Below are 20,413 nucleotides of genomic sequence, written 5' to 3'. Positions count from 1 at the left end.
TCCCGTGCCCTGGGCTTGATCCAGCACAAGCAAGACTTAATTGATATTCGTTATCATTTGCATTATTTCCAGATGGTAGCCCCTCGTGATGACACCCCTGCTGACCCGGACCATGACCGGGCTTGCGACCCCGGATCCCCTCAGATTCGCCTTTACCGCCAAGACCTCGGCCCACGCCAGCCGGGGCGGCGGGGGGCCGCTGATGCTCGACGATGCAGGCTGGCACGCCTGGTGGCAGCGGGAGAGCGAGGCCGGGGAGCGGGCGATCTACATCCACATTCCGTTCTGCCGCAAGCGCTGCAGCTTCTGCAACTTCTTCGAAAACGGCGCCAACCCGGCGCGCATGAGCCGCTATGTGGCGGCCCTGTGCGACCAGCTGAGCCGGGCGGCGAAGACACCGCTCGCGCAGAGCAAGCCCTTCTCGGCTGTCTATGTGGGAGGCGGCACGCCGACCGACATGGCGGTGGCCGATCTGACGCGCCTCGGCGAGGCGATCCGCGCCTTCCCCCTGACCCCGGATGCGGAGCTGACCCTGGAGGGACGGCTCAACGGTTTCGATGACGCCAAGTGGCAGACGGCCCTGGCGGGGGGGTTCAACCGCTTCTCGTTCGGGGTGCAAAGCTTCGATACCGGGGTGCGCCGGCAGGCGGGCCGTTTCGACGACAGGGAGACCCTGCTCGCCCGGTTGGGGGCGCTGACCCGGTGCGACGAGGCCGTCATCGTCGCGGATCTCATCTTCGGCCTGCCCGGTCAGGACGACGCCGTCTGGCGTCAGGACATCGCGGACGTGATGGCGAGCGGCGTGCACGGGGTGGATCTCTATCAGCTCATCTCCATGGCGGGCACCAACCTGGCGCGCGCCGAAGCCGGGGGCAAGGCGGGATGGTCGGCGGACGGGCAGCAACGGGCCGCCATGTATGCCCATGGCGCCAGCACCCTGGAGGCGGCCGGATGGCAGCGGCTCTCCTGCAGCCACTGGCGGCGAAGCGATGCCGAGCAGAGCCGCTACAACCAGATGGCGAAGCGGGGCGCCGAGATCCTCCCGTTCGGGGCGGGAGCGGGAGGCAACGTGCTGGGCCACGGCCTGATGTATGGCCGGGATCTGGCGGCCTGGCACGCGGCGCTGGCGGAGGGTGTGCGCGCCCCCGGCATGGTGATGAGGCCCAATCCGGATGCCCGCCTCGACGGGCTGCTGCGCGGGGCACTCGACACCGGCTGGCTTGTCCTCGGGCGCTTGCCATCCCCTTTGCGGGCGCATTTGTTGCCGCTCTTTGAACGCTGGCAGCAGCATGGCCTGGCCGAGCTGACCGGGGAGACACTGGCGCTGACCCTGGCGGGGCGTTTCTGGAGCGTCAATCTACAGGCGGGGCTGTTTGAGTATCTGCAGCGCAATCCGCTGGCAGGGTCGGAGACAACCCCCGCCCATCCGGCGCAGGCCGTGCGCCATTCGCTGGCGTGAGCTTGCGGGCAGGCGGCCGGATCCAGGCAAAGAGGGGATGACGAGAACGGGGGCTCCACTGTGCCCCCGTTTTTCGTCAGTCGTTGTCGACCTCTTCCACCCGTACCCGCAGACGTCCCTCTGCGAGGGTGGTGACCAGGGGCTGGCCGGCACTCACCTGGCCGGCGCGACTGATCACCTCGCCGGACGGGGTGCGCACTATGGCGTAACCGCGCCCCAGGGTGGCCAGGGGGCTCACCCCGTCGAGGCGTGCGCTCAGCATGGCGAGGCGGTGGCTTGCCAGATCCCGGCGCCTGGCGATCAGGGCGTGGAGCCGCTCCTCGGCGAGCTGATGGCGGCGCTTCCCGGCTGCCAAGTGCTTCTCCGGGCTCTGGGCCTGCAGGCGCAGCTCGAGGTTGGCGAGGCGTCGCTCCCCCAGATGGAGGCGGCTTGCCAGCAACTGCTGCAACCGGCGGTCGAGCTCGTCAAGGCGCTGGGACTGCTGCTCCAGCCGGCGCTTGGGATCTTGGTGTTCGAGCCGCTTCTGCAGCAGGACGAAGCCGTGGCGGGCGGCGGTCTGATGCCGGGTCATGGCCTGGGTGAGCCGCTGGTGCAGGTGCACCAGGCGCTGGGCGCGGGCGCTGCTGTCCGGCGCCACCAGCTCGGCGGCGGCGGAGGGAGTGGGGGCGCGAAGGTCCGCGGCAAAGTCGCTGATGGTGACGTCCACCTCGTGGCCCACGGCGCTCACCACCGGGATGGTGGAGTGGGCGATGGCGCGGGCCACCGCCTCCTCGTTGAAGCACCAGAGATCTTCGAGCGATCCGCCGCCGCGCCCGACGATGAGCACATCCACCTCGGCACGGCGATTGGCAAGGGCAATGGCCGCGACGATCTGGGCTGTGGCGGCGCTGCCCTGCACCTGGGTCGGGTAGATAAAGACGGGCAGGTCTGGCGCCCGGCGCCCCAGCACCGTCAGCATGTCGTACAGGGCGGCGCCGGTGGCCGAGGTGACCAGCCCCACGGCGCGGGGTTCGCGGGGGAGCGGGCGCTTGCGGCCCTCGTCAAACAGCCCCTCGGCGCCGAGACGGCGCTTGAGCTCCTCGAAGCGCAGGGCCAGCATGCCGTCCCCGGCGGGTTGCATGGATTCGATGATGAGCTGGTAGTCGCCCCGGGGTTCATAGAGGGAGACGCGTGCCTGCACCAGCACCTGCATGCCGTCCTGGGGGCGAAACGGCACCCGGCGGTTGTTGCCCTTGAACATGGCGCAGCGCACCTGGGCCGACATGTCTTTCAAGGAGAAGTACCAGTGGCCGGAACTTGGCATCGCCAGGTTGGAGAGTTCCCCGGTCAGCCACACCAGCCCGAGATCCTGCTCCAGGATCATGCGCACGGCGCTGTTGAGGCGGGTGACGGTGAAGATCTGCTGCTTGTTCTGGCTGGATTGGTTGAGCTGATTCAAGGCTGGCCCTGCTGTGTGTCCGCCGGGGCGGGAGAAACGATGGGGGTCATCTTACCCCAGTTGCGTCCATCTGCCGAGCCATGGGGCCCGGCAGATGACGCGGAGCCTAGGCTTGTGCCTTGGCCGGTTTGGCGGCTCTGGCGGGGCTGGTCACCAGCCAGACCGCGAGGCAGACCACGGCGCCGCCGAGGACGAAGCCGCCGGTGAGGGTCTCGCCCAGCACCAGATAGCCCCACAGGATGCCGAACGGCGGAATGAGGAAGGTGACCGTGAGGCTGCGCAGGGGGCCGATGTCGGCGATCAGCCTGAAGTAGAGCAGGTAGGCGAAGGCGGTGCAGAGGAAGCCGACCGCCAGCACGCTGGCCCAGACCCCGGGTTGGGCCCAGTCGACGGCGGGGCCGGTGGCCAGGGTGTAGCCGAAGAAGGGGAGCAGGAAGAGGACGGCGCCGATCTGGCTGCCAAAGGCCACCAGCTTGGCATCGAGTCCGCCCCGCTCTGTGATCCAGCGCCTCGTCAGGAAGCCGGCGCAGCCATAGCAGGCGGTGGCGATGAGGCAGGCCAGCACCCCGATGGCCAGTTGACCGCTCAGGTCGACCTCCCCCGTGGTGGTGATGAGCCCGATGCCCACCAGCCCCAGCATGACCCCGGCCCACTTGCGCAAGGTCAGCACCTCGTGGAAGAAGGAGAAGCCGATGAGGGCTCCCATCAGGGGCGTGGTGGCGTTGAGGATGGCGGAATAACCCGCGGGCAACCAGAGGGCCGCCACGGCATACATCAGGAAGGGGACGCCGGAGTTGATGATGCCAAGCACCATGATGGATTTGAGCTTGCCCTGAAACTGCATGGGGGTGCGCAGCAGCAGGAGCATGGCGGCGAGCCCGACGAGGGCGAAGAAGACCCGCAGGAAGGTGGTGTTGATCGAGCCGAAGGCCGGCGCCGCGATGCGCATGAACAGGAAACTGGCGCCCCAGATGGCCGCCAGTGCCAGCAGCCTTCCATAATCCGATGTTCTCATGCTCTCTCCTTGACATGGCGGGCCGCGCCATGGTGGCGGGCAGGCTTTGCATCATGCAGGGCCTGCCCGTCCCTGGCAACCTCAGGGTCAAGGCGAAAGACAAGCAAGGCACCCCCCGGGTGATGCCTTGCCCTTTGCGCCGCCGTCACTCGTCCCCGGGCTGGCTGACGAAGGCGATCTTGTGCAGGCCCTGCCGGGAGGCCTGGGCCATCACCCGGGCGATGACGCCGTACTCCACGCGCTTGTCGATGCGCAGCTGGATCTCGGGAACCTCTGGCTTGGCCTGGCCGGCCTCGCTCATCCTGGTGAGCAGCGTCGCCTCGTCGACCTCCTTGGCGTTCCAGTAGATCTTGCCGGCCCCGTCGATGGAGAGCACCACGTCCTCCTGCCTGGGCTGGTTGGCCTGGCTGCTGGCCTCGGGCAACTCGAGCTTGACCGCGTTGGTGAGCAGGGGGGCCGTGATCATGAAGACGATGAGCAGCACCAGCATGACGTCGATCATGGGGATCATGTTGATCTCACAGAGTGGCTGATCGTCCGACTCACCCGGCAGTTTGCCAAAAGCCATTATCGCGGCCCCCTCTTGACGGACTCGACGGTGGCGAGCGGGGTGACCTTGGCGGAGCCTTGCGCAAACCCGGTCACCAGCAGGGTGAAGAGGTCATGGGCAAAGTCGTCGAGAGCCGCCAGCGTGAGACGGTTGCGACGCACGAAGAAGTTGTAGACGAGTACCGCCGGCAGGGCGACGGCGAGGCCGAAGCCGGTCATGATCAGCGCCTCGCCGACCGGCCCTGCCACCTTGTCCAGACTGCTCTGGCCGGCGGCCCCTATGGCCAGCAGGGCGTGATAGATGCCCCAGACTGTGCCAAAGAGCCCGACGAAAGGGGCCGCCGAGCCCACGGAGGCGAGGAAGGCCAGACCCTGCTCCTGGCGGATCCGCTCGGCCGTGATGGCCTGACGCAGGGCGCGCAGCAGAAAATCGTCGGGGGAGCCCAGCGCAAGGGTGGGGGGGCGCTCCTGCACCCGGCCCAACTGGGCCATGGCGGCGAGGGCTGCACGGGTCACGCGGCCATGGCTCTCTTGCGGCGGCGTCCGGGCGAGCTGGCGCTTCACCTCGTGCAGACTCTCCTGCCGCCAGAAGTCGGCGATGAAGCGGGCGCTGTGCCGCTGTTCGCGAGCCCCGAGCCAGAGCTTGAGCAGGGCGTAATAACAGGTGCCAAGTGACATCAGCACCAGCAGGATCAGCGGGGCAAGCCCGATCCCGGAGTTCTGGCTGAGCAGGTGGGCGATGCCCATGGCGTGGGTGTCGACTTCCGGATTCATGGTTCAGGTTCCTAGCTTGAAAATGATGGTGACCCTGGCCCAGTCCGCGACGGCGACCTGGTTCTGCCGGGCCGGGATGAAGCGCCAGCGGCTGACGGTCCTGCGGGCCGTCATGTCCAGGCGCCGATGACCGCTGCTGCGTTCCACCTCGACCGACTCCGCCGTGCCCTCCCTGCTGACCCGCACCTTCAGCACCACGCGACCCTCTTCACCTCGTCTGCGCGACTCGGGAGGATAGGGAGGCTCGGGGTTGTGCAAGCTGGCATCCCGGGCGATGGGGGCACTGCTCCCTCCACCGGTCCCGGTCTGCCGGGTCTTGGCCGGGGCGCTGTGGCTGTTGGCACTCTGGCTATTGGATGTGGACGTAGCCGGTGCGGTGGTTGCAACGGGGGGCACCCCAGGCAGGGCCTGGGTGGCGGGTTTGACCTCAGGAAGGGGTTTGGGCTTGGGCGGCGCCTTGGGCACCGGCTTGGGAGCTGGCTTCTTGACGACGGGCCTGACCACCTTCTGCCGCACCGGCGCAGGCTTGTTGATAGCCGGGGACCGGGCGGGAGCAGCTGCGGCTTTGGCCGGCGCGTCATCCCGGCTCGACTCCCCGGCCCAGCGGGCGGAGAGGGTGAGGGGCTCGGGCGGCGTCATGGGCGCGGGGCGGCTCTCCTGCACCAGCCAGAGGATGGCAAGGTGCAGGACCAGGGCGGTGCTCAGGCAGGCGAGCTGGACGGGGCCGAATGCCATCTTGTCGCGGGCGATGGCCGGTCTCATTGCACTGGCGTTCATCTGCCTGCTTCCTTACTGACTGTCATCTTCGTACTCAAATGTCTTATGAAATGGCGCCGAGGCCGGCCCGTGGTGCTCAGCATGCGCCACCCTGCATCCATCAAACAAGAAACATTATCAATCGCGTTTTAATCGCCAATGCCGAGATTGAGGCTGCTGAAGGCGGAGCGACAGGCACGCCGGGCACAGGTGGGCAGCCTGGGCCGAAAAGAGGCTGAGTGGGCAGAAATGAAAGCGCTATCAATCACATACAGCCTACCTCGAGGTCGATGGTGGTCACATTTCGCACTCTGAGGCCAAAAAATGGCCAGTCCATTCCCTAGACTGGCTGGGCTCATCTGAAGGCGGGACGTTGCGGATGGGGGAATGCCGGGACACACCGGCATCACACATAAACAATGAGAATAAAGGACTATCAATGGCTAGATGGATACTCGTGGCCGGATTGTTGGGAACCCTGATCACGGCGCCGAGCACGGCGGCGGAGTGGTTCTTCCGGGGCACCGCGAATGGATGGGCGGCGACCGCCATGACGTCGACGGACGGCGTCAATTTTGATACCTGCCAGCGCTTCGTGAGCGGGGATGCCAGCGGCGGCCCGCGCTTCAAGATAGACAGGTACGGCAACTGGCAGCAGAGCTACCCGGCGGCCGACTACGGGGTCAATGCCAACACGGCGTACCAGATCCGCATCAACGCCAGCACCCAGGCGGTGAGCGCGACGGCGGTGGCCAGTTGCGAGGCCTCGGGGTTTGCCAGCACCTTGCCGCAACTCAACGTGCGCGGCACCTTCAACGGCTGGGCCAGCCTCCCCATGACCCTGGTAGGGGATCACCTGTGGCAGGTGGACGCCTACATGGATGGCAAGGCGAGCCAGCGCCTCAAGTTTGATCAGGCTGGCGACTGGGCCGTCAACTTTGGCGACAGCAACGGCGACGGCGTGCTGGAGAAAAGTGGCGGCGATATCTTCTGGAACGCCGTGGGCACGGTGCGCATCCAGGTCAACGACCAGACCCTGGCCTACAGCATCACCCCCCTTGGGGATGACAACCAGCCGCCGCTCGCGGTCATCACCCCGGGGGGCACGGTGAACGTGACCCAGGGGGCGTCCCTGACCTTGAGCGGCAGCGACTCAACGGATCCCGACGGCCAGATCGCGAGCTATCTGTGGAGCAGCGGCGAGACCACGGAGAGCATGGTCGTCAACACTACCCAGACCGGCACCTTCACCTATGGCCTCACGGTCACCGACGATCAGGGTGCCAAGGGCAGCAGCAGCGTGAGCGTGGTGGTCGGGGCAGGACAGAGCGGCGACAGCTGGTACTTCCGGGGCACGGCCAACAACTGGGGGCTCACCCCCATGATCAGCGAGGATGGCACCACCTTCTGCACCGAGCAGGCCTTTGGCAGCAACAACCCCCGCTTCAAGATTGACCACAAGGGGGACTGGACCGAGGCGTATCCGGCCCAGGATTACCTGGTCAGCGCCAACACCAGCTATCGCATCTGCTTTGACAGCCTGCGCAAGGCCATCGAGGTGGAGACACTGGCCGGGGCCGATCTGCAGGCCCCCACGGTGACTGCCACCCCGGCCCCGGGGAGTTATGTGGACAGCCAGTCCATCACCCTGGGGGTGAGCGACGATCAGGACAGCGCCCCCACCGTGCATTTCACCACGGACGGCAGCCAGCCCACCACGGCATCGGCCCGCTATGCAGGCCAGCCCCTGGTGGCGAGCGACAAGGGGAGCGGCACCGATCTGGTGATCCGCACCCTTGCCATCGACGCCAGCGGCAATCAGCGCGAGCAGCGCTTCGAGTACCGTATCGGCGAGCAGGGGGTGGCGAGCGGCGATTTTCGCGCCGAGAGCATCTATTTCCTGCTGACCGCCCGCTTCTATGACGGCGATGCCGGCAACAACTACCATAACCGGGATCGCTACAAGGCGGGGGATCCCCACTGGCGCGGCGACTTCAAGGGCTTGATCGCCAAGCTCGACTACATCAAGGATCTCGGCTTCACCGCCATCTGGGTGACGCCGCCGGTGGAGAACCGCTCCGGCCTCGACTACCACGGCTACCATGCCTACGACTTCTACCGGGTCGATCCCCGTCTGGAGTCGCCGGGGGCGGGTTACCGGGAGTTCATCCAGGCGGCCCACGCCAAGGGGCTCAAGGTGATCCAGGACGTAGTGCTCAACCACTCGAGCCAGTACGGTCTGCGCGGCAAGACCTGGATCGATCGCCTGCCGGTCAAATACTACGTACCGGCGGGGTCGAGTCAGGGACTCATCAACAACGGCCCCTATCAGGGCAACCTCGGGGACTACGCCAGCGCCAACCGCTGTGACGACGACAACCCGGCGGCTCCCGACTGGTACAAGGCCCGCTGCCAGTCCGATCCGGCGGGCACCCAGCCCCTGATAGATCCCAAGACCGGCGCCACCGTGCCGAGCGCAGGCTACAACCCCAACCGCTTCTTCGGCATCGACGCCCAGACCCTGGATCCCACCTGGTATCACCTGGACGGCTTCATGTCCGGCGGTGACTGGGAGAGCCCGCTCGCCCTGCAGCGCAAGCACATGGCGGGGGACTGCATCGATCTCGCCACCGGCAACCAGAACGTCAAGGACTACCTCAACGGCGCCATCCGTCAGTACCTCGACATGGGGGTGGATGCGATTCGCATCGATACCTTGAAACACATCGAGCGGGACGAACTGCTGACCTATGTCCACGACTGGCAGGCCCACAAGCCGGGGCTGTTCGTCTTTGGCGAAAACCTGGTCAAGGGCACCGGCTGGGGCTCTGAGCTGGCCAATGACAACGCCTCGGCGGTGATCCGCCCCTGGTGGTATACCCGCACCACGCCAAACCCGGCGGATCCCCGGGCAGGGGGCGATTCGGGTCTCTCTGTGCTGGACTTTTCGCTGTTCTCCACCTTCCGTGACAACGTCACCCGGGGGAACTTTGGCGGGGTGGGGGGGATTTTCGCCATGGACTGGGTCTATGGGGATGCCACCAAGCTCATCACCTTCTTCCAGAACCACGATGTGGGGCCGGACAATGACTTCAAGTACCGCTACGGCGGGGAAGAGGGCAATGCGGCCATGACCTACAACCTGCTCTGGACGGCGCGGGGCATCCCGACCCTCTACTACGGGGAGGAGGTGATGTTCCAGGCGGGCAAGCCGCAAGACATCGACGGTGCCACCATGACGGTGGATCAGACCGGCCGCGCCTACTACGGGGAGGTGCTGGACAACCCGGCCACCCCGAGCCACCCGCTCTACCAGCACATCAAGCGCCTGAACCAGATCCGCAAGGCGGTGCCCGCCCTGCAGAAGGCGCCCATGAGCCAGGTGAACGAGTGGGGTAGCGGCATCAGCTTCGTGCGTGATCTGAGCGCCGAAGGCAGCTACGCCGCCGTGGGCCTCGCGGCCAACTCGGCCCAGCAGATAAGCCTGAGCGGCCTGAAGAACGGCACCTACAGGGACGCGGTGACCGGCGCGAGCCAGAGCGTCAGCAGCGGCAGTCTGAGCTTCGCGGTGCCCGCCTATTCGGCCCGAGTCTGGGTGCTGAATGGCCCGGGCAAGGTGGGGGTGGACGGCAAATACCTCAAGTAAGGAAACGCAGTCGCCCTGTGCAGCGAGTCGGCCTTCGGGCCGACTTTTTTATGGCACCGAGGCATGAAGCGGGGGGATGAGAGCAGGCGCAGGTCGCGTCGGGCGAGGCAAGCGCACGGCACCGGGTTGCACTATTTTAGTGCTCTTGCCCTCATGTGGTGCAATTCCTTGTCATTTGCCCTTGAGCCCAATTCCGCAGAAACACGCCATATCGCCCCCATGGTTCCCCCATGATGGGCATCATCCATGCTGTAAAGTGGCATTCCATCGGCATGATCCACCGAATAAACGGGTTGATCAGGAAGGACCACGACATGTTTTTTGGTTAATTGGCTGAACATGCTGATCCGGCATGGGGGCCGATCCCGGGGCTGGCATGATCAATCTGTTTTTTGTCGGCTGTACGGAATTTAAATTCGATTTTTCATGGTATCTCGGACTCTTGTTTTGATTGGCGCTCTTTTTGCTGTGACTTGTCATCCCCATGATGGCGACATCAGGGGCAGGGGGCCGCAAGGCCGGGGGCGGGTGCCAGCGGGGTGAATGCGCCGCCGCCATCCGTGCCGGAGCGGCCTGGTATTCGGGCATCGGACGCCACAATCGATTCGTGTTAAGGAGTCATATGGAAGGTGAAATGACCATGCAGCCAGCGGCTGCGGGCAGGGGGCTGGCCCATACCCTCAAGGACGATGTCTACGGCATGGTGCTCGGGGTCATGTTTATCGCCGTGGGGCTCAATCTGCTCAAGTGTTCCGGCATGATCACCGGTGGCATCGCGGGCATCGCCCTGCTGATCGCCCATGTCAGCACCCTGCCCATCGGCGTGCTCTTCTTCCTGGTGAACCTGCCCTTCATGGTGTTCTGCTACGTCACCATGGGGCGCGCCTTCACCCTCAAGACGCTGATCGTCAACGTCGCCCTCTCGGCGGCCACCCAGGCGGTGCCGCTGCTGCTGACGGTGAGCTATGTCCATCCCCTGTTTGCCGCCCTGGTGGGGGGAACCTTCCTCGGCATGGGGGTCTTGTCTCTGGCGCGCCACAATGCCTCCGTGGGGGGCACCGGCGTGGTGACGCTCTGGTTGCAACGGCGCACCGGCATCAATGCGGGAAAGAGCCAGATGGTGCTGGATGTGCTGGTGTTTGCGCTCTCTCTGCTCACCCTGCCGCTTCCCCTGCTGCTCTGGTCAACCCTGAGTGCGCTGGCCATGAACGCCATGCTGATGAACTGGCACAAGCCGGGCCGCTATCAGGGGAACTGACCGCCGGTCTGGCTGACGGCTGAGAGGGGAAAAAAGGCCGTTCCGGGAGACTGGCGGCAGAAAGGGGCTCAACGGCAAAAAAGATCATCTTGTCGGGAAAAACGGCATGGTTACGGCTGAATTTATTGGTTTTTTGCCCTGTTGGTGGCGTTAAATCGGGCTACGCCATAAAAAATTCAAAAAACTTCTTTACCACTGCCCAATGCATGAGTAAAATTTGTCGGCAATATTTTACACCCCCACTCCTCAACGGTGAGATATTGCCATGCTCAGGATTGCCAAAGAAGCGCTGACCTTCGACGATGTACTGTTGGTTCCAGCCCACTCCACTGTTCTCCCCAATACCGCCGACCTGCGTACCAAGCTCACGTCTGCGATCACGCTGAATATTCCGATGATCTCCGCTGCCATGGACACAGTGACCGAAGCCCGTCTGGCTATCGCACTGGCCCAGGAAGGCGGCATCGGCTTCATTCACAAGAACATGTCCATCGAGCAGCAGGCTGCCGAAGTGCGCAAGGTCAAGAAGTACGAGAGCGGCGTGGTCAGCGACCCCGTTACCGTGCGCCCTGACATGACCATCGCCCAGATCAAGGAGCTGAGCCACAAGAACGGTTTCGCCGGTTACCCCGTGGTGACTGACGGCAACCAGCTGGTGGGCATCATCACCGGCCGTGATGTGCGCTTCGTCATCGATCTCTCCCAGACCGTCGAACAGATCATGACCCAGAAGGATCGTCTGGTGACCGTGCGTGAGGGGGCCCCTCGCGAAGAGGTGGTGGCCCTGATGCAGAAGCACCGCATCGAGAAGGTGCTGGTGGTCAACGGCGACTTCAAGCTCAAGGGCATGATCACCGTCAAGGACTTCCAGAAAGCCGAGCGCAAGCCCAACGCCTGTAAAGACGAGCGTGGCCGCCTGCGGGTCGGTGCTGCCGTCGGTGCTGGTGCCGGCAACGAAGAGCGCGTCGCCGCCCTGGTGGAAGCCGGTGTGGACGTGCTGCTGATCGACTCCTCCCACGGCCACTCCCAGGGCGTGCTGGATCGCATCAAGGCGACCCGTGAAGCCTATCCTGACTTGCAGATCATCGGCGGCAACGTGGCCACCGGCGCCGGTGCCAAGGCGCTGGTGGAAGCGGGCGTCAACGCCGTCAAGGTCGGTATCGGCCCGGGTTCCATCTGTACTACCCGTATCGTGACCGGTGTGGGCGTGCCCCAGATCACCGCCATCTCCGACGCCGTGGACGCCCTGGAAGGCACTGGCGTGCCGGTGATTGCCGATGGCGGCATCCGCTTCTCCGGTGACGTGGCCAAGGCCATCGCCGCCGGTGCGAGCTGCGTCATGGTGGGCTCCATGTTTGCCGGTACCGAAGAGGCTCCGGGCGAGATCGAGCTCTACCAGGGCCGCTCCTTCAAGTCCTACCGCGGCATGGGCTCCCTGGGCGCCATGTCCAAGGGCTCAAGCGATCGCTACTTCCAGACCGACAACGCCGCCGACAAGCTGGTGCCGGAAGGGATCGAAGGGCGCGTGCCGTACAAGGGCCGCCTCAAGGAGATCATCCACCAGCAGATGGGCGGCCTGCGCTCCTCCATGGGTCTGACCGGGAGCGCGACCATCGACGACATGCGCACCAAGGCCGAGTTCGTGCGCATCTCGGGCGCCGGGATGAAAGAGTCCCACGTTCACGACGTGACCATTACCAAAGAAGCCCCCAACTACCGGATGGGCTGATAAAACGGGGCCCTGCGCCCCGTTTTTCCACCCTTTTTTTATCCCGTGCTTTTTGTGACAACATCAGCCTGATGCAGGAATAAAATGACTAAAGACATTCACGCCCACCGCATCCTTATCCTGGATTTCGGTTCCCAGTACACCCAGCTCATCGCCCGTCGCGTCCGTGAAATCGGCGTCTACTGCGAGCTGTGGGCCTGGGATGTAACCGAAGCGCAGATCCGCGAGTTCAACCCGAGCGGCATCATCCTCTCCGGCGGCCCGGAATCCGTGACCGAGGCGGGCAGCCCGCGCGCCCCCGAGTACGTGTTCAACGCTGGTGTGCCGGTGTTCGGCATCTGCTACGGCATGCAGACCATGTCCGAGCAGCTCGGCGGCAAGGTGCAGTCCTCCAACCTGCGTGAATTCGGCTATGCCCAGGTCGAAGTGCTGGGCCACTCCGGCAAGACCAGCGCGCTCTTGCGCAACATCGAAGACGCCATCGCCGACAACGGCAATGCCCTGCTGGATGTCTGGATGAGCCACGGCGACAAGGTCACCGAGATCCCGGCCGGCTTCACCACCATCGCCCAGACCGCGACCTGCCCCCACGCCGCCATGGCCGACGAAGCCAAGCGCTTCTACGGCGTGCAGTTCCACCCGGAAGTGACCCACACCCGTCAGGGCGCCCGCATGCTGGAGCACTTCGTCAAGGACATCTGCGGCTGCGAGTGCCTCTGGACCCCGGCCACCATCATCGACGACGCCGTTGCCCGCATTCGTGATCAGGTGGGTGACGACGAGGTGATCCTGGGCCTCTCCGGCGGCGTGGACTCCTCCGTGGTCGCCATGCTGGTGCACCGCGCCATCGGCGATCGCCTCACCTGCGTCTTCGTCGACAACGGCCTGCTGCGTCTGAACGAAGGCCAGCAGGTGATGGACATGTTCGGCGATCACTTCGGCCTGAACATCATCAAGGTCGACGCCGAAGAGCGCTTCCTCTCCGCCCTCGCGGGCATCGACGAGCCGGAAGCCAAGCGCAAGACCATAGGCCGCGTCTTCGTCGAAGTGTTCGACGACGAGTCCAAGAAGCTCAAGAACGCCAAGTGGCTGGCCCAGGGCACCATCTACCCGGACGTCATCGAATCCGCTGCCAGCAAGACCGGCAAGGCCCACGTCATCAAGTCTCACCACAACGTCGGCGGCCTGCCGGAAGAGATGAAGATGGGTCTGGTGGAGCCGCTGCGCGAGCTGTTCAAGGACGAAGTGCGCCGTGTCGGCCTCGAACTCGGCCTGCCCTACGACATGCTCTACCGTCACCCCTTCCCGGGTCCGGGCCTGGGCGTGCGCGTGCTTGGCGAAGTGAAGAAAGAGTACTGCGACTTGCTGCGCAAGGCTGACGCCATCTTCATCGAAGAGCTGCGCAAGGCCGACCTCTACAACCAGGTCAGCCAGGCGTTCGCCGTCTTCCTGCCGGTGCGCTCCGTCGGCGTCATGGGTGATGGCCGCAAGTACGACTGGGTCATTGCGCTGCGCGCCGTCGAGACCATCGACTTTATGACCGCCCACTGGGCCCACCTGCCGTACGACTTCCTCGGCCACGTGTCGAACCGCATCATCAACGAGATCAACGGCATCTCCCGCGTGGTGTACGACGTCTCCGGCAAGCCGCCCGCAACCATCGAATGGGAATAAGGGGCTAACGCCTCTCCCAGCGGTAACGCAAAACTGTCAAAAAGGCGCCCTTGAGGCGCCTTTTCTTTTTCCAATCGTTTGCGCCTCACTTTTCCGTTCTCTAGCCGCTTTCTCACCTCCCTGCCACTGTCATATATGGCATGGGGAGTTATGGATCTCACGCTAGGCTCTGCCGTGCCAATTAAGACCTGCGCCGTGAGGCGGCGGTCGTGGCAGCAGGGGAGGGGGAAACAGCAAAGCTTTCATGTGCACTGTCGACACCGGACATACCGATATCTGGTATGGCCCCCGGCGGAGTCCGGACACCACTTGCATAAACGGGGCGGAAACCGAACAGCCAAACGAGTAGGGACAAGAGATCACTAAGGGTTTGTTATGTCAGAACAAGCGGTGCTGTTAGGCGGATGGACTGCGCACCACCAAGGCTCAGGCCGTATTCAATCGGGCGCAGGAAGGATTTGTCGGGGTGCAGTACCAACCCCTTTGAAGTCTCCACCCAGGTGGTGGCCGGCACCAATTACCGCTTCAAGTGCAAGAGCACTGTGCCGCTTGCCAAACCGATCCATGGCGAAGCCGTGGTACAGATCTTCAAATCATTGGACGGGGATGCCCATATCACCTCCATTACCCCGATTTGATTGGGTGGTGGGGCAAGGCGGGGAGGGGGAATAACCTCCAACCTGTTTGCTCCAAAGCCTGAAAATAAGAAAGACGCCTTAGGGCGTCTTTTCTTTATCTATGCTCCGGCACTGCAGATATGTGGCCAGTATTTGTACTTATTGATTAATTTGTTGATCTTGCTCAGGAAACTGTCATTCCATTCTTTTTCTTGCTTATATCGCTCGCTAGGATTGCCATTTGACAATGGATGGCGCAGAGCAGAAATAGATTGAGTCGCAGAGTCTCGATTGAGTGTTAAGGCATCTCACAGCACACGATAGCCAAGCGTCTAAACTCGCGGCACTTTATGCAGTCAGTGCTGAACGACTTCCATCAAGTGGAGTATGGCTAAACGACAAGTAAGTTTCCTTGATATAGCTACTCAACAGAAAGCTCTTTCAACGGAAATTAATGGTCTAGCACCATTTAAAAAATAGCATTTAGCTCGACAAGTTAATTAAAGGAACATCAATGGCAATAAATTTACATGATGGATGCAAGCAACGTTTAAAAAGCCAGCTTTCTATAGTGTTGGCTGATGTAAGACTCAGGAATTTGTCATTCGTTGAGCGTTCAAGTCTATACAGGGTTTTTGATTTAGAATCAATCTTGCCAAATACTGGCAATATAAAGTCTGAACTAGAAAGCTATGTATCGGAAAGTCCATTATTTGATTTTGTTTATGGAGAGTTATCCAAAATAGCTAATGACATCGTAGAATACGATTCCACTCATCCTGATGAACCGTTAAGCATTCTTGAAGGCTTCAATGATTTGTCTTTAGTTGCAAGTAATTTGGTCGATAAATTTGATAGTCTACCCTGGAAGTATGCTTTTACATTCAATCTAGGAACTTCAATCACAGATTTTTTTACTGAGGACGTAATCGAAATAGCTCCCGATATAAAGTTATTAAAAGCTCACGGAGAGCTGGCCGATAAATTTCCTCTTAACTCTGGCATCCCTAATCGAGATAGGTTTTTACATGGCGGTGGATTGCTAGGATTGGCTGGACATGCAGAATGGAAAGAAAAGTCTCTGTATGTACAGATAACGGCGAGTGGTTTCGTTGGTAAATATGTTACTACTACTCCAGAGAATAGAGCTGTTGATACATTTAAATCATTTCTCGGCTTAATGCTCGCAATGCGAGCTTTAAAAGTTAGCTATTCATATTCATCGAGTATAATCAATAGTCGATTTTATATACATAAAGAAACCGATATTTGGACCGTTGAAGATAGTCATGAGTTAGATAGAGATGTTAGTAAGACAATATCAGATCTTCGCTTAGATGATTTAGACGGTTCATTGGATACCGATGAGAAAAAAAATGGTTTCGTATTAAATCGTTTAAGATTGATATCTAAGGCTCTTTCTAGAGAAGAGGCTGAGAAATTAAGGCTTGCAGGAAAATGGCTGTTTGATAGTTATTGTGGCAACAATGAGTTGCTATCGTTTATTCAAACAACGGTATCCCTCGAGATTCTTCTTGGTGACAAGTCTGTTTCGGACTTGATGGGTTTGGGTGAGCTATTGAGAAATCGGTGTGCATACTTAATTGGTAATACACACTCACAAAGAGAGGAGATACTCGATGACTTTAAAAAGATCTACGATATAAGATCTAAAATTGTCCATAGAGGAAAATCACAATTAAGCCGGTATGAGCGTGGGCTTTTCCATAAGCTTCAATGGATGACCAATAGAGTTATTCAAGAAGAAATAGAATTGATTGGAAAAAATGCCTGACAAGTGCCGTGGTGCCGTATGGTGCAATGAAATTGCACCTCTACTTTTGTTCCTCATACCTTGCACAAAAGCCGCTCAGCAAACGGTGCAATGCGCTGCGCTTATTGCACCCTACGTCTTTTCGTCAATCTGCTGGGGTGGGGCGGCTGAGTGCTGAGCCTCGCCAAAGCAAGAAAAGGGGCGATCTGCGCCCCGACTCTGCTAATGCCCCCGCTTTATATCACGGCATGCTGGTCCGGCATGGTTTGATAGTCTGCTGACTCACAACCAACAGCCCTGTTTTTCCTCCTATCAGGAGAGCATAAAAGGCCGAGCTCACTCATACCTCGCCGCTTCCCAGGCGTGTATCGCCTGTTTGCGGGTCTCGCCCCAGTGATAGCCGCCGAGCTTGCCGTTTTGCTGGATGACCCTGTGGCAGGGGATCATCAAGGCGACGGGGTTGGCACCCACCGCCAGCCCCACGGCGCGGGCAGCCTTGGGATTGCCGACGGCGCTCGCCACCTGGGTGTAGCTCACCACCCTGGCTGGTGGGATCTGCAGCAGCGCCCGCCAGACGCTGATCTGGAAGTTGGTGCCGCTCACGTGCAAGGAGATGGGGCGATCAGGCGTCTTGCTGCCATCGAACATGGTGTGGATGACGCTTTGGGTGCGTGAGGGCGCTTCTCGCAGCTCTGCCGCAGGCCAGCGCTGGGCGAGGGCGGCCAGGGGCGCCTCTGGGACCTGGTCACCGAGAAACGAGAAGTTGCACACCCCCCGCTGGGTCAGGGCGACGAACGCCTGGCCGAAGGGGGTGTCGTGCACCCCGTGATCGATGACCAGCCCGGCCCCGCGTTGCTTGTATTCGCCCGGCGTCACAGCTTCCAGTTGCACGAAGTGATCGTAGAGCCGCGAGCCGCTGCTAAGGCCCAGGGTATCGGCCACCTCCAGCAGCGGGCGCGACTCCTGCAGCAGCGCCTTGGCCCGCTCCAGGGTCAGCACCTGCAGATAGCGTTTGGGGGTCACTCCGGCCCAGCGGCTGAACAGCCGCTGGAAGTGAAAGGGGCTTAAGTGAACGTGCGCCGCTATCTCGTCCAGGGTGGGCTGGCGCGCCACCTGGCCTGCAATAAAGGCAATGGCATCACTGATGCGGGCGTAATCGGACATAAGGTGCTCTCACGATAAGGTTGCGGTCGCAGGATCTTGGGGGCGACAACGTCATGTGCGACAAATAGATACCCCACCATCGGCCAGCAGGGCAATGCCGGTGGTAAAGCTGGAAGCATCGGACGCGAGATAGAGGGCCGAGCGGGCGATCTCCTCCGGTTGGGCCAGCCGTTTGAGGGCATGCATATTCTGCACAAAGGCGAGACTCTGTGGCGTATCGGTAAAGGCGCGTCCCATGGGGGTGTCGGTGCCCCCCGGCAGCAGGGCGTTGACCCGCACCCCTTGTGCCCCATATTCGGCGGCCAGCACCTGGGTCAGGCCGACGAGGCCCGCCTTGCTCGCCGCATAGGCCGCCATGCCGGGCAGCCCTAGGGTATGGCCGACGAAGGTGGAGGTAAAGATAAGGGAGCCGCCCCCGCGCGCCAGCATGGCGGGGATCTGGTGCTTGGCCCCCACAAAGGCGCTGGTGAGGTTGGTATCCAGGGTCTCCTGCCACTGGGTCAGCGCCATCTCCTGCACGCTGCCCGGCGTCCCCGTGGTGCCGGCGTTGTTGAAGGCAACGTCGAGCCCCCCGAAATGTCCCACGGCCAGCTCCACCAGGGCGCTGGCGTAGGCTTCGCTTTTTACATCCCCCGCCAGGCTCACCGCCTGGCCCCCGAATCCCCTGATCTCCTCCACCAGCGCATCCAGCTCGGGCTGGCGACGGGCACCCAGGACGACACTGGCTCCTTCCCGGGCAAACAGGATGGCGCTGGCGCGACCGATGCCGGAGCTGGCTCCCGTGATGATGGCGACCTTGTTGGACAGTTGTGGCATGGCAGTTCCCTCGCTGGTGTGTTGTGCGGGCGCACAGGGTTGGTAGTGGGTTGGAACCCCAATGGGTTCGGCTCTCAATAGGTTCGAACCCACTTGGGTTTGACCCCGCTCAGGCCCCACTATGGCAACCGGCCCTCGCTGGCACGACCCGGATCTTGCTCTCTTTGCCCTCACGTCGCTTTGCTGCGCGCTGATGGCGGCCCCTGCGGCAACAAAACAGGGGATATTCGGCCGTCATTCTCTATAATGCCCCCTCTTTTTTTGACTGCAGGTTTGACTGCCGGGCCAACCACCGGCGGCGCCGTTGGCCGCGAGCCGGCCACCCTGATTGAGACGATGTCATGCATACCCTGGAACAGCTTCGCGCAGGTGAACTCTGCGGCGCCCGCCACCTGAAACTCGCTGAAGGACTTACGGTTTTCCCCCCCGAGATCCTGAGCCTCAAGGAGACGCTGGAGGTGCTGGATCTCACCGGCAACCAGCTGAGCGAGTTGCCGGACGGTTTGGCCGAATGCAAGAAGCTGCGCATTCTCTTCTGCTCCGAGAACCGCTTTACCGAGTTGCCCGAGGTGCTGGGGCGCTGCCCCGCGCTCTCCATGGTGGGTTTCAAGGCCAACCGCATCGCAACCGTCTCGGCCGCCTCCCTGCCTGCCAGATTGCGCTGGCTTATTCTGACCGACAATGCCATCGAACGGCTGCCGGACGAGCTGGGCCAGTGCAACGCCCTGCAAAAGCTGATGCTCTCGGGCAACCGCCTGCGCGAGCTGCCGGCAAGCCTGGCCAACTGCCACCGGCTCGAGCTGTTGCGCATCGCCGCCAACCGGCTCGAGGTCTTCCCCGACTGGCTGCTGGCGCTACCGCGCCTCAGCTGGCTCGCCTACGCGGGCAACCCCTTCAGCGACAGGCTGGAGCGCCGGCTGGGGCAGTGCGCCTCGGTGGCCGATATCCCGTGGGCTGCATTGAAGGTGGGGGAATTGCTGGGGCAGGGGGCGTCCGGCGTGATCCATCGTGCCGGGCTGGATGGGGAGGTGGGGACGCAGGCGGTGGCGGTCAAGCTCTTCAAGGGGGCCGTGACCAGCGACGGTCTGCCCCGCTGCGAGCTGGCGGTGTCGCTCGCCGCCGGCCGCCACCCCAACCTGGTCGGCGTGGTGGGCAGGGTGGGGGCTCACCCCTCCGGCATCCCGGCGCTGGTGATGGCGTTGATAGACCCGGATTATGTCAACCTGGCGGGGCCGCCCAGCTTGGACTCCTGCACCCGGGATGTCTACCCGGCCGGGGTGCGCTTCACACCCGCCGCGCTGCTCAGCCTGGCGCAGGGCGTGGCGAGCGCCGCACGGCATCTGCACGGGCGGGGCATACTGCACGGGGATCTCTATGCCCATAACCTGTTGCACTCTGTGCAAGGCAAAGAGCAAGGAGAGGGGCAAGAACAAGCACAGAGCCGGGTCCTGCTCGGCGACTTTGGCGCCGCCTCCTGTTACGACCGAGCCGATGAGGCACTGGCCGGGCGGCTGGAGCGCCTGGAAGTGAGGGCCTTCGGCTGCCTGCTGGAGGAGCTGCTGGCGCGCTGTGATGCCCGGGATGACGATCTTGGGGCGCTTCATCGTCTGGCCGAAGAGTGTCTGCTGGACGCCGTGCCTCAGCGCCCCTCCTTTGCGCGCATCGCCGCACGGCTCGACGCCGTGGCCGCCAGCCTGGCCGAAGAGCCGGTGGGGGCCTGAGTGCGGGCCATACTATGGCCGCG

Annotated in this window: 15 protein-coding genes and 1 pseudogene; 8 read left to right on the top strand and 8 right to left on the bottom strand. The window is 62.4% G+C overall.

Annotated features, from left to right (window positions below; genetic code table 11):
* Positions 1-88 precede the first annotated feature (88 nt).
* Entirely contained in the window at positions 89-1,459 is a 1,371-nt protein-coding gene (hutW, locus tag AB5Y72_RS05780) for a heme anaerobic degradation radical SAM methyltransferase ChuW/HutW (RefSeq protein ID WP_368198742.1), read from the top strand.
* Between the two features lie 76 nt (positions 1,460-1,535).
* Here hutW and xseA read toward each other — a convergent pair whose 3' ends face one another.
* From xseA to AB5Y72_RS05755, 5 genes are all read right to left on the bottom strand, one after another.
* Positions 1,536-2,897 (bottom strand): exodeoxyribonuclease VII large subunit, encoded by a 1,362-nt coding sequence (gene xseA, locus AB5Y72_RS05775; protein WP_325782272.1) that lies wholly within the window; start codon positions 2,895-2,897, stop codon positions 1,536-1,538.
* Between the two features lie 106 nt (positions 2,898-3,003).
* Positions 3,004-3,912: a DMT family transporter gene (locus AB5Y72_RS05770; protein ID WP_042075523.1), complete on the bottom strand. Its 909-nt coding sequence runs from the start codon at positions 3,910-3,912 to the stop codon at positions 3,004-3,006.
* Between the two features lie 145 nt (positions 3,913-4,057).
* Entirely contained in the window at positions 4,058-4,480 is a 423-nt protein-coding gene (locus tag AB5Y72_RS05765) for a biopolymer transporter ExbD (protein ID WP_042075525.1), read from the bottom strand.
* Positions 4,480-5,235, bottom strand: coding sequence for a MotA/TolQ/ExbB proton channel family protein (locus tag AB5Y72_RS05760; RefSeq protein ID WP_325782274.1), 756 nt, complete (start codon positions 5,233-5,235; stop codon positions 4,480-4,482). The genes AB5Y72_RS05765 and AB5Y72_RS05760 overlap by 1 nt, the downstream gene beginning before the upstream one ends.
* A gap of 3 nt (positions 5,236-5,238) precedes the next feature.
* Complete coding sequence (locus tag AB5Y72_RS05755; protein ID WP_325782275.1) at positions 5,239-6,012, bottom strand: energy transducer TonB; 774 nt, start codon at positions 6,010-6,012, stop codon at positions 5,239-5,241.
* Positions 6,013-6,430: 418 nt separating this feature from the next.
* Between AB5Y72_RS05755 and AB5Y72_RS05750 the strand changes: the two genes are divergently transcribed.
* The gene (locus AB5Y72_RS05750; RefSeq protein WP_325782276.1) at positions 6,431-9,637 is read left to right on the top strand and encodes an alpha-amylase family glycosyl hydrolase; all 3,207 of its coding nucleotides are present in this window, start codon (positions 6,431-6,433) and stop codon (positions 9,635-9,637) included.
* 131 nt (positions 9,638-9,768) lie between these two features.
* On the opposite strand, the gene AB5Y72_RS05745 is transcribed toward AB5Y72_RS05750, so the two are convergent.
* Positions 9,769-9,978, bottom strand: a complete 210-nt coding sequence (locus tag AB5Y72_RS05745) for a hypothetical protein (protein WP_325782277.1) — start codon at positions 9,976-9,978, stop codon at positions 9,769-9,771.
* A gap of 281 nt (positions 9,979-10,259) precedes the next feature.
* On the opposite strand from AB5Y72_RS05745, the gene AB5Y72_RS05740 reads away from it, so the two are divergent.
* The 5 genes and pseudogenes from AB5Y72_RS05740 (at position 10,260) to AB5Y72_RS05720 (ending at position 16,710) form a co-directional block, all read left to right on the top strand.
* Positions 10,260-10,895 carry a YitT family protein gene (locus AB5Y72_RS05740; protein WP_010674548.1) on the top strand — a complete coding sequence of 212 codons (636 nt, stop codon included), beginning with the start codon at positions 10,260-10,262 and terminating at the stop codon, positions 10,893-10,895.
* A 265-nt stretch (positions 10,896-11,160) separates the two neighbouring features.
* Positions 11,161-12,624 (top strand): IMP dehydrogenase, encoded by a 1,464-nt coding sequence (guaB, locus tag AB5Y72_RS05735; RefSeq protein WP_103243222.1) that lies wholly within the window; start codon positions 11,161-11,163, stop codon positions 12,622-12,624.
* Positions 12,625-12,708: 84 nt separating this feature from the next.
* On the top strand, positions 12,709-14,298 hold the full coding sequence (gene guaA, locus AB5Y72_RS05730) for a glutamine-hydrolyzing GMP synthase (RefSeq protein ID WP_368198674.1): 1,590 nt from the start codon (positions 12,709-12,711) through the stop codon (positions 14,296-14,298).
* Between the two features lie 375 nt (positions 14,299-14,673).
* A pseudogene (locus AB5Y72_RS05725) lies at positions 14,674-14,936 on the top strand (hypothetical protein).
* A 493-nt stretch (positions 14,937-15,429) separates the two neighbouring features.
* Complete coding sequence (locus tag AB5Y72_RS05720) at positions 15,430-16,710, top strand: hypothetical protein (RefSeq protein ID WP_323902052.1); 1,281 nt, start codon at positions 15,430-15,432, stop codon at positions 16,708-16,710.
* Positions 16,711-17,025: 315 nt separating this feature from the next.
* On the opposite strand, the gene AB5Y72_RS05715 is transcribed toward AB5Y72_RS05720, so the two are convergent.
* The gene (locus tag AB5Y72_RS05715) at positions 17,026-17,853 is read right to left on the bottom strand and encodes a bifunctional transcriptional activator/DNA repair enzyme AdaA (protein WP_368198673.1); all 828 of its coding nucleotides are present in this window, start codon (positions 17,851-17,853) and stop codon (positions 17,026-17,028) included.
* Between the two features lie 51 nt (positions 17,854-17,904).
* Positions 17,905-18,669, bottom strand: coding sequence for an SDR family oxidoreductase (locus tag AB5Y72_RS05710; RefSeq protein ID WP_368198672.1), 765 nt, complete (start codon positions 18,667-18,669; stop codon positions 17,905-17,907).
* Positions 18,670-19,010: 341 nt separating this feature from the next.
* Between AB5Y72_RS05710 and AB5Y72_RS05705 the strand changes: the two genes are divergently transcribed.
* Positions 19,011-20,390 carry a leucine-rich repeat-containing protein kinase family protein gene (locus AB5Y72_RS05705; protein ID WP_368198671.1) on the top strand — a complete coding sequence of 460 codons (1,380 nt, stop codon included), beginning with the start codon at positions 19,011-19,013 and terminating at the stop codon, positions 20,388-20,390.
* Positions 20,391-20,413 lie beyond the last annotated feature (23 nt).

This window comes from Aeromonas sp. R7-4 (genome assembly GCF_040908055.1).
GTDB lineage: Bacteria > Pseudomonadota > Gammaproteobacteria > Enterobacterales > Aeromonadaceae > Aeromonas > Aeromonas sanarellii.
This window is presented reverse-complemented; position numbering and strand designations above follow the sequence as displayed.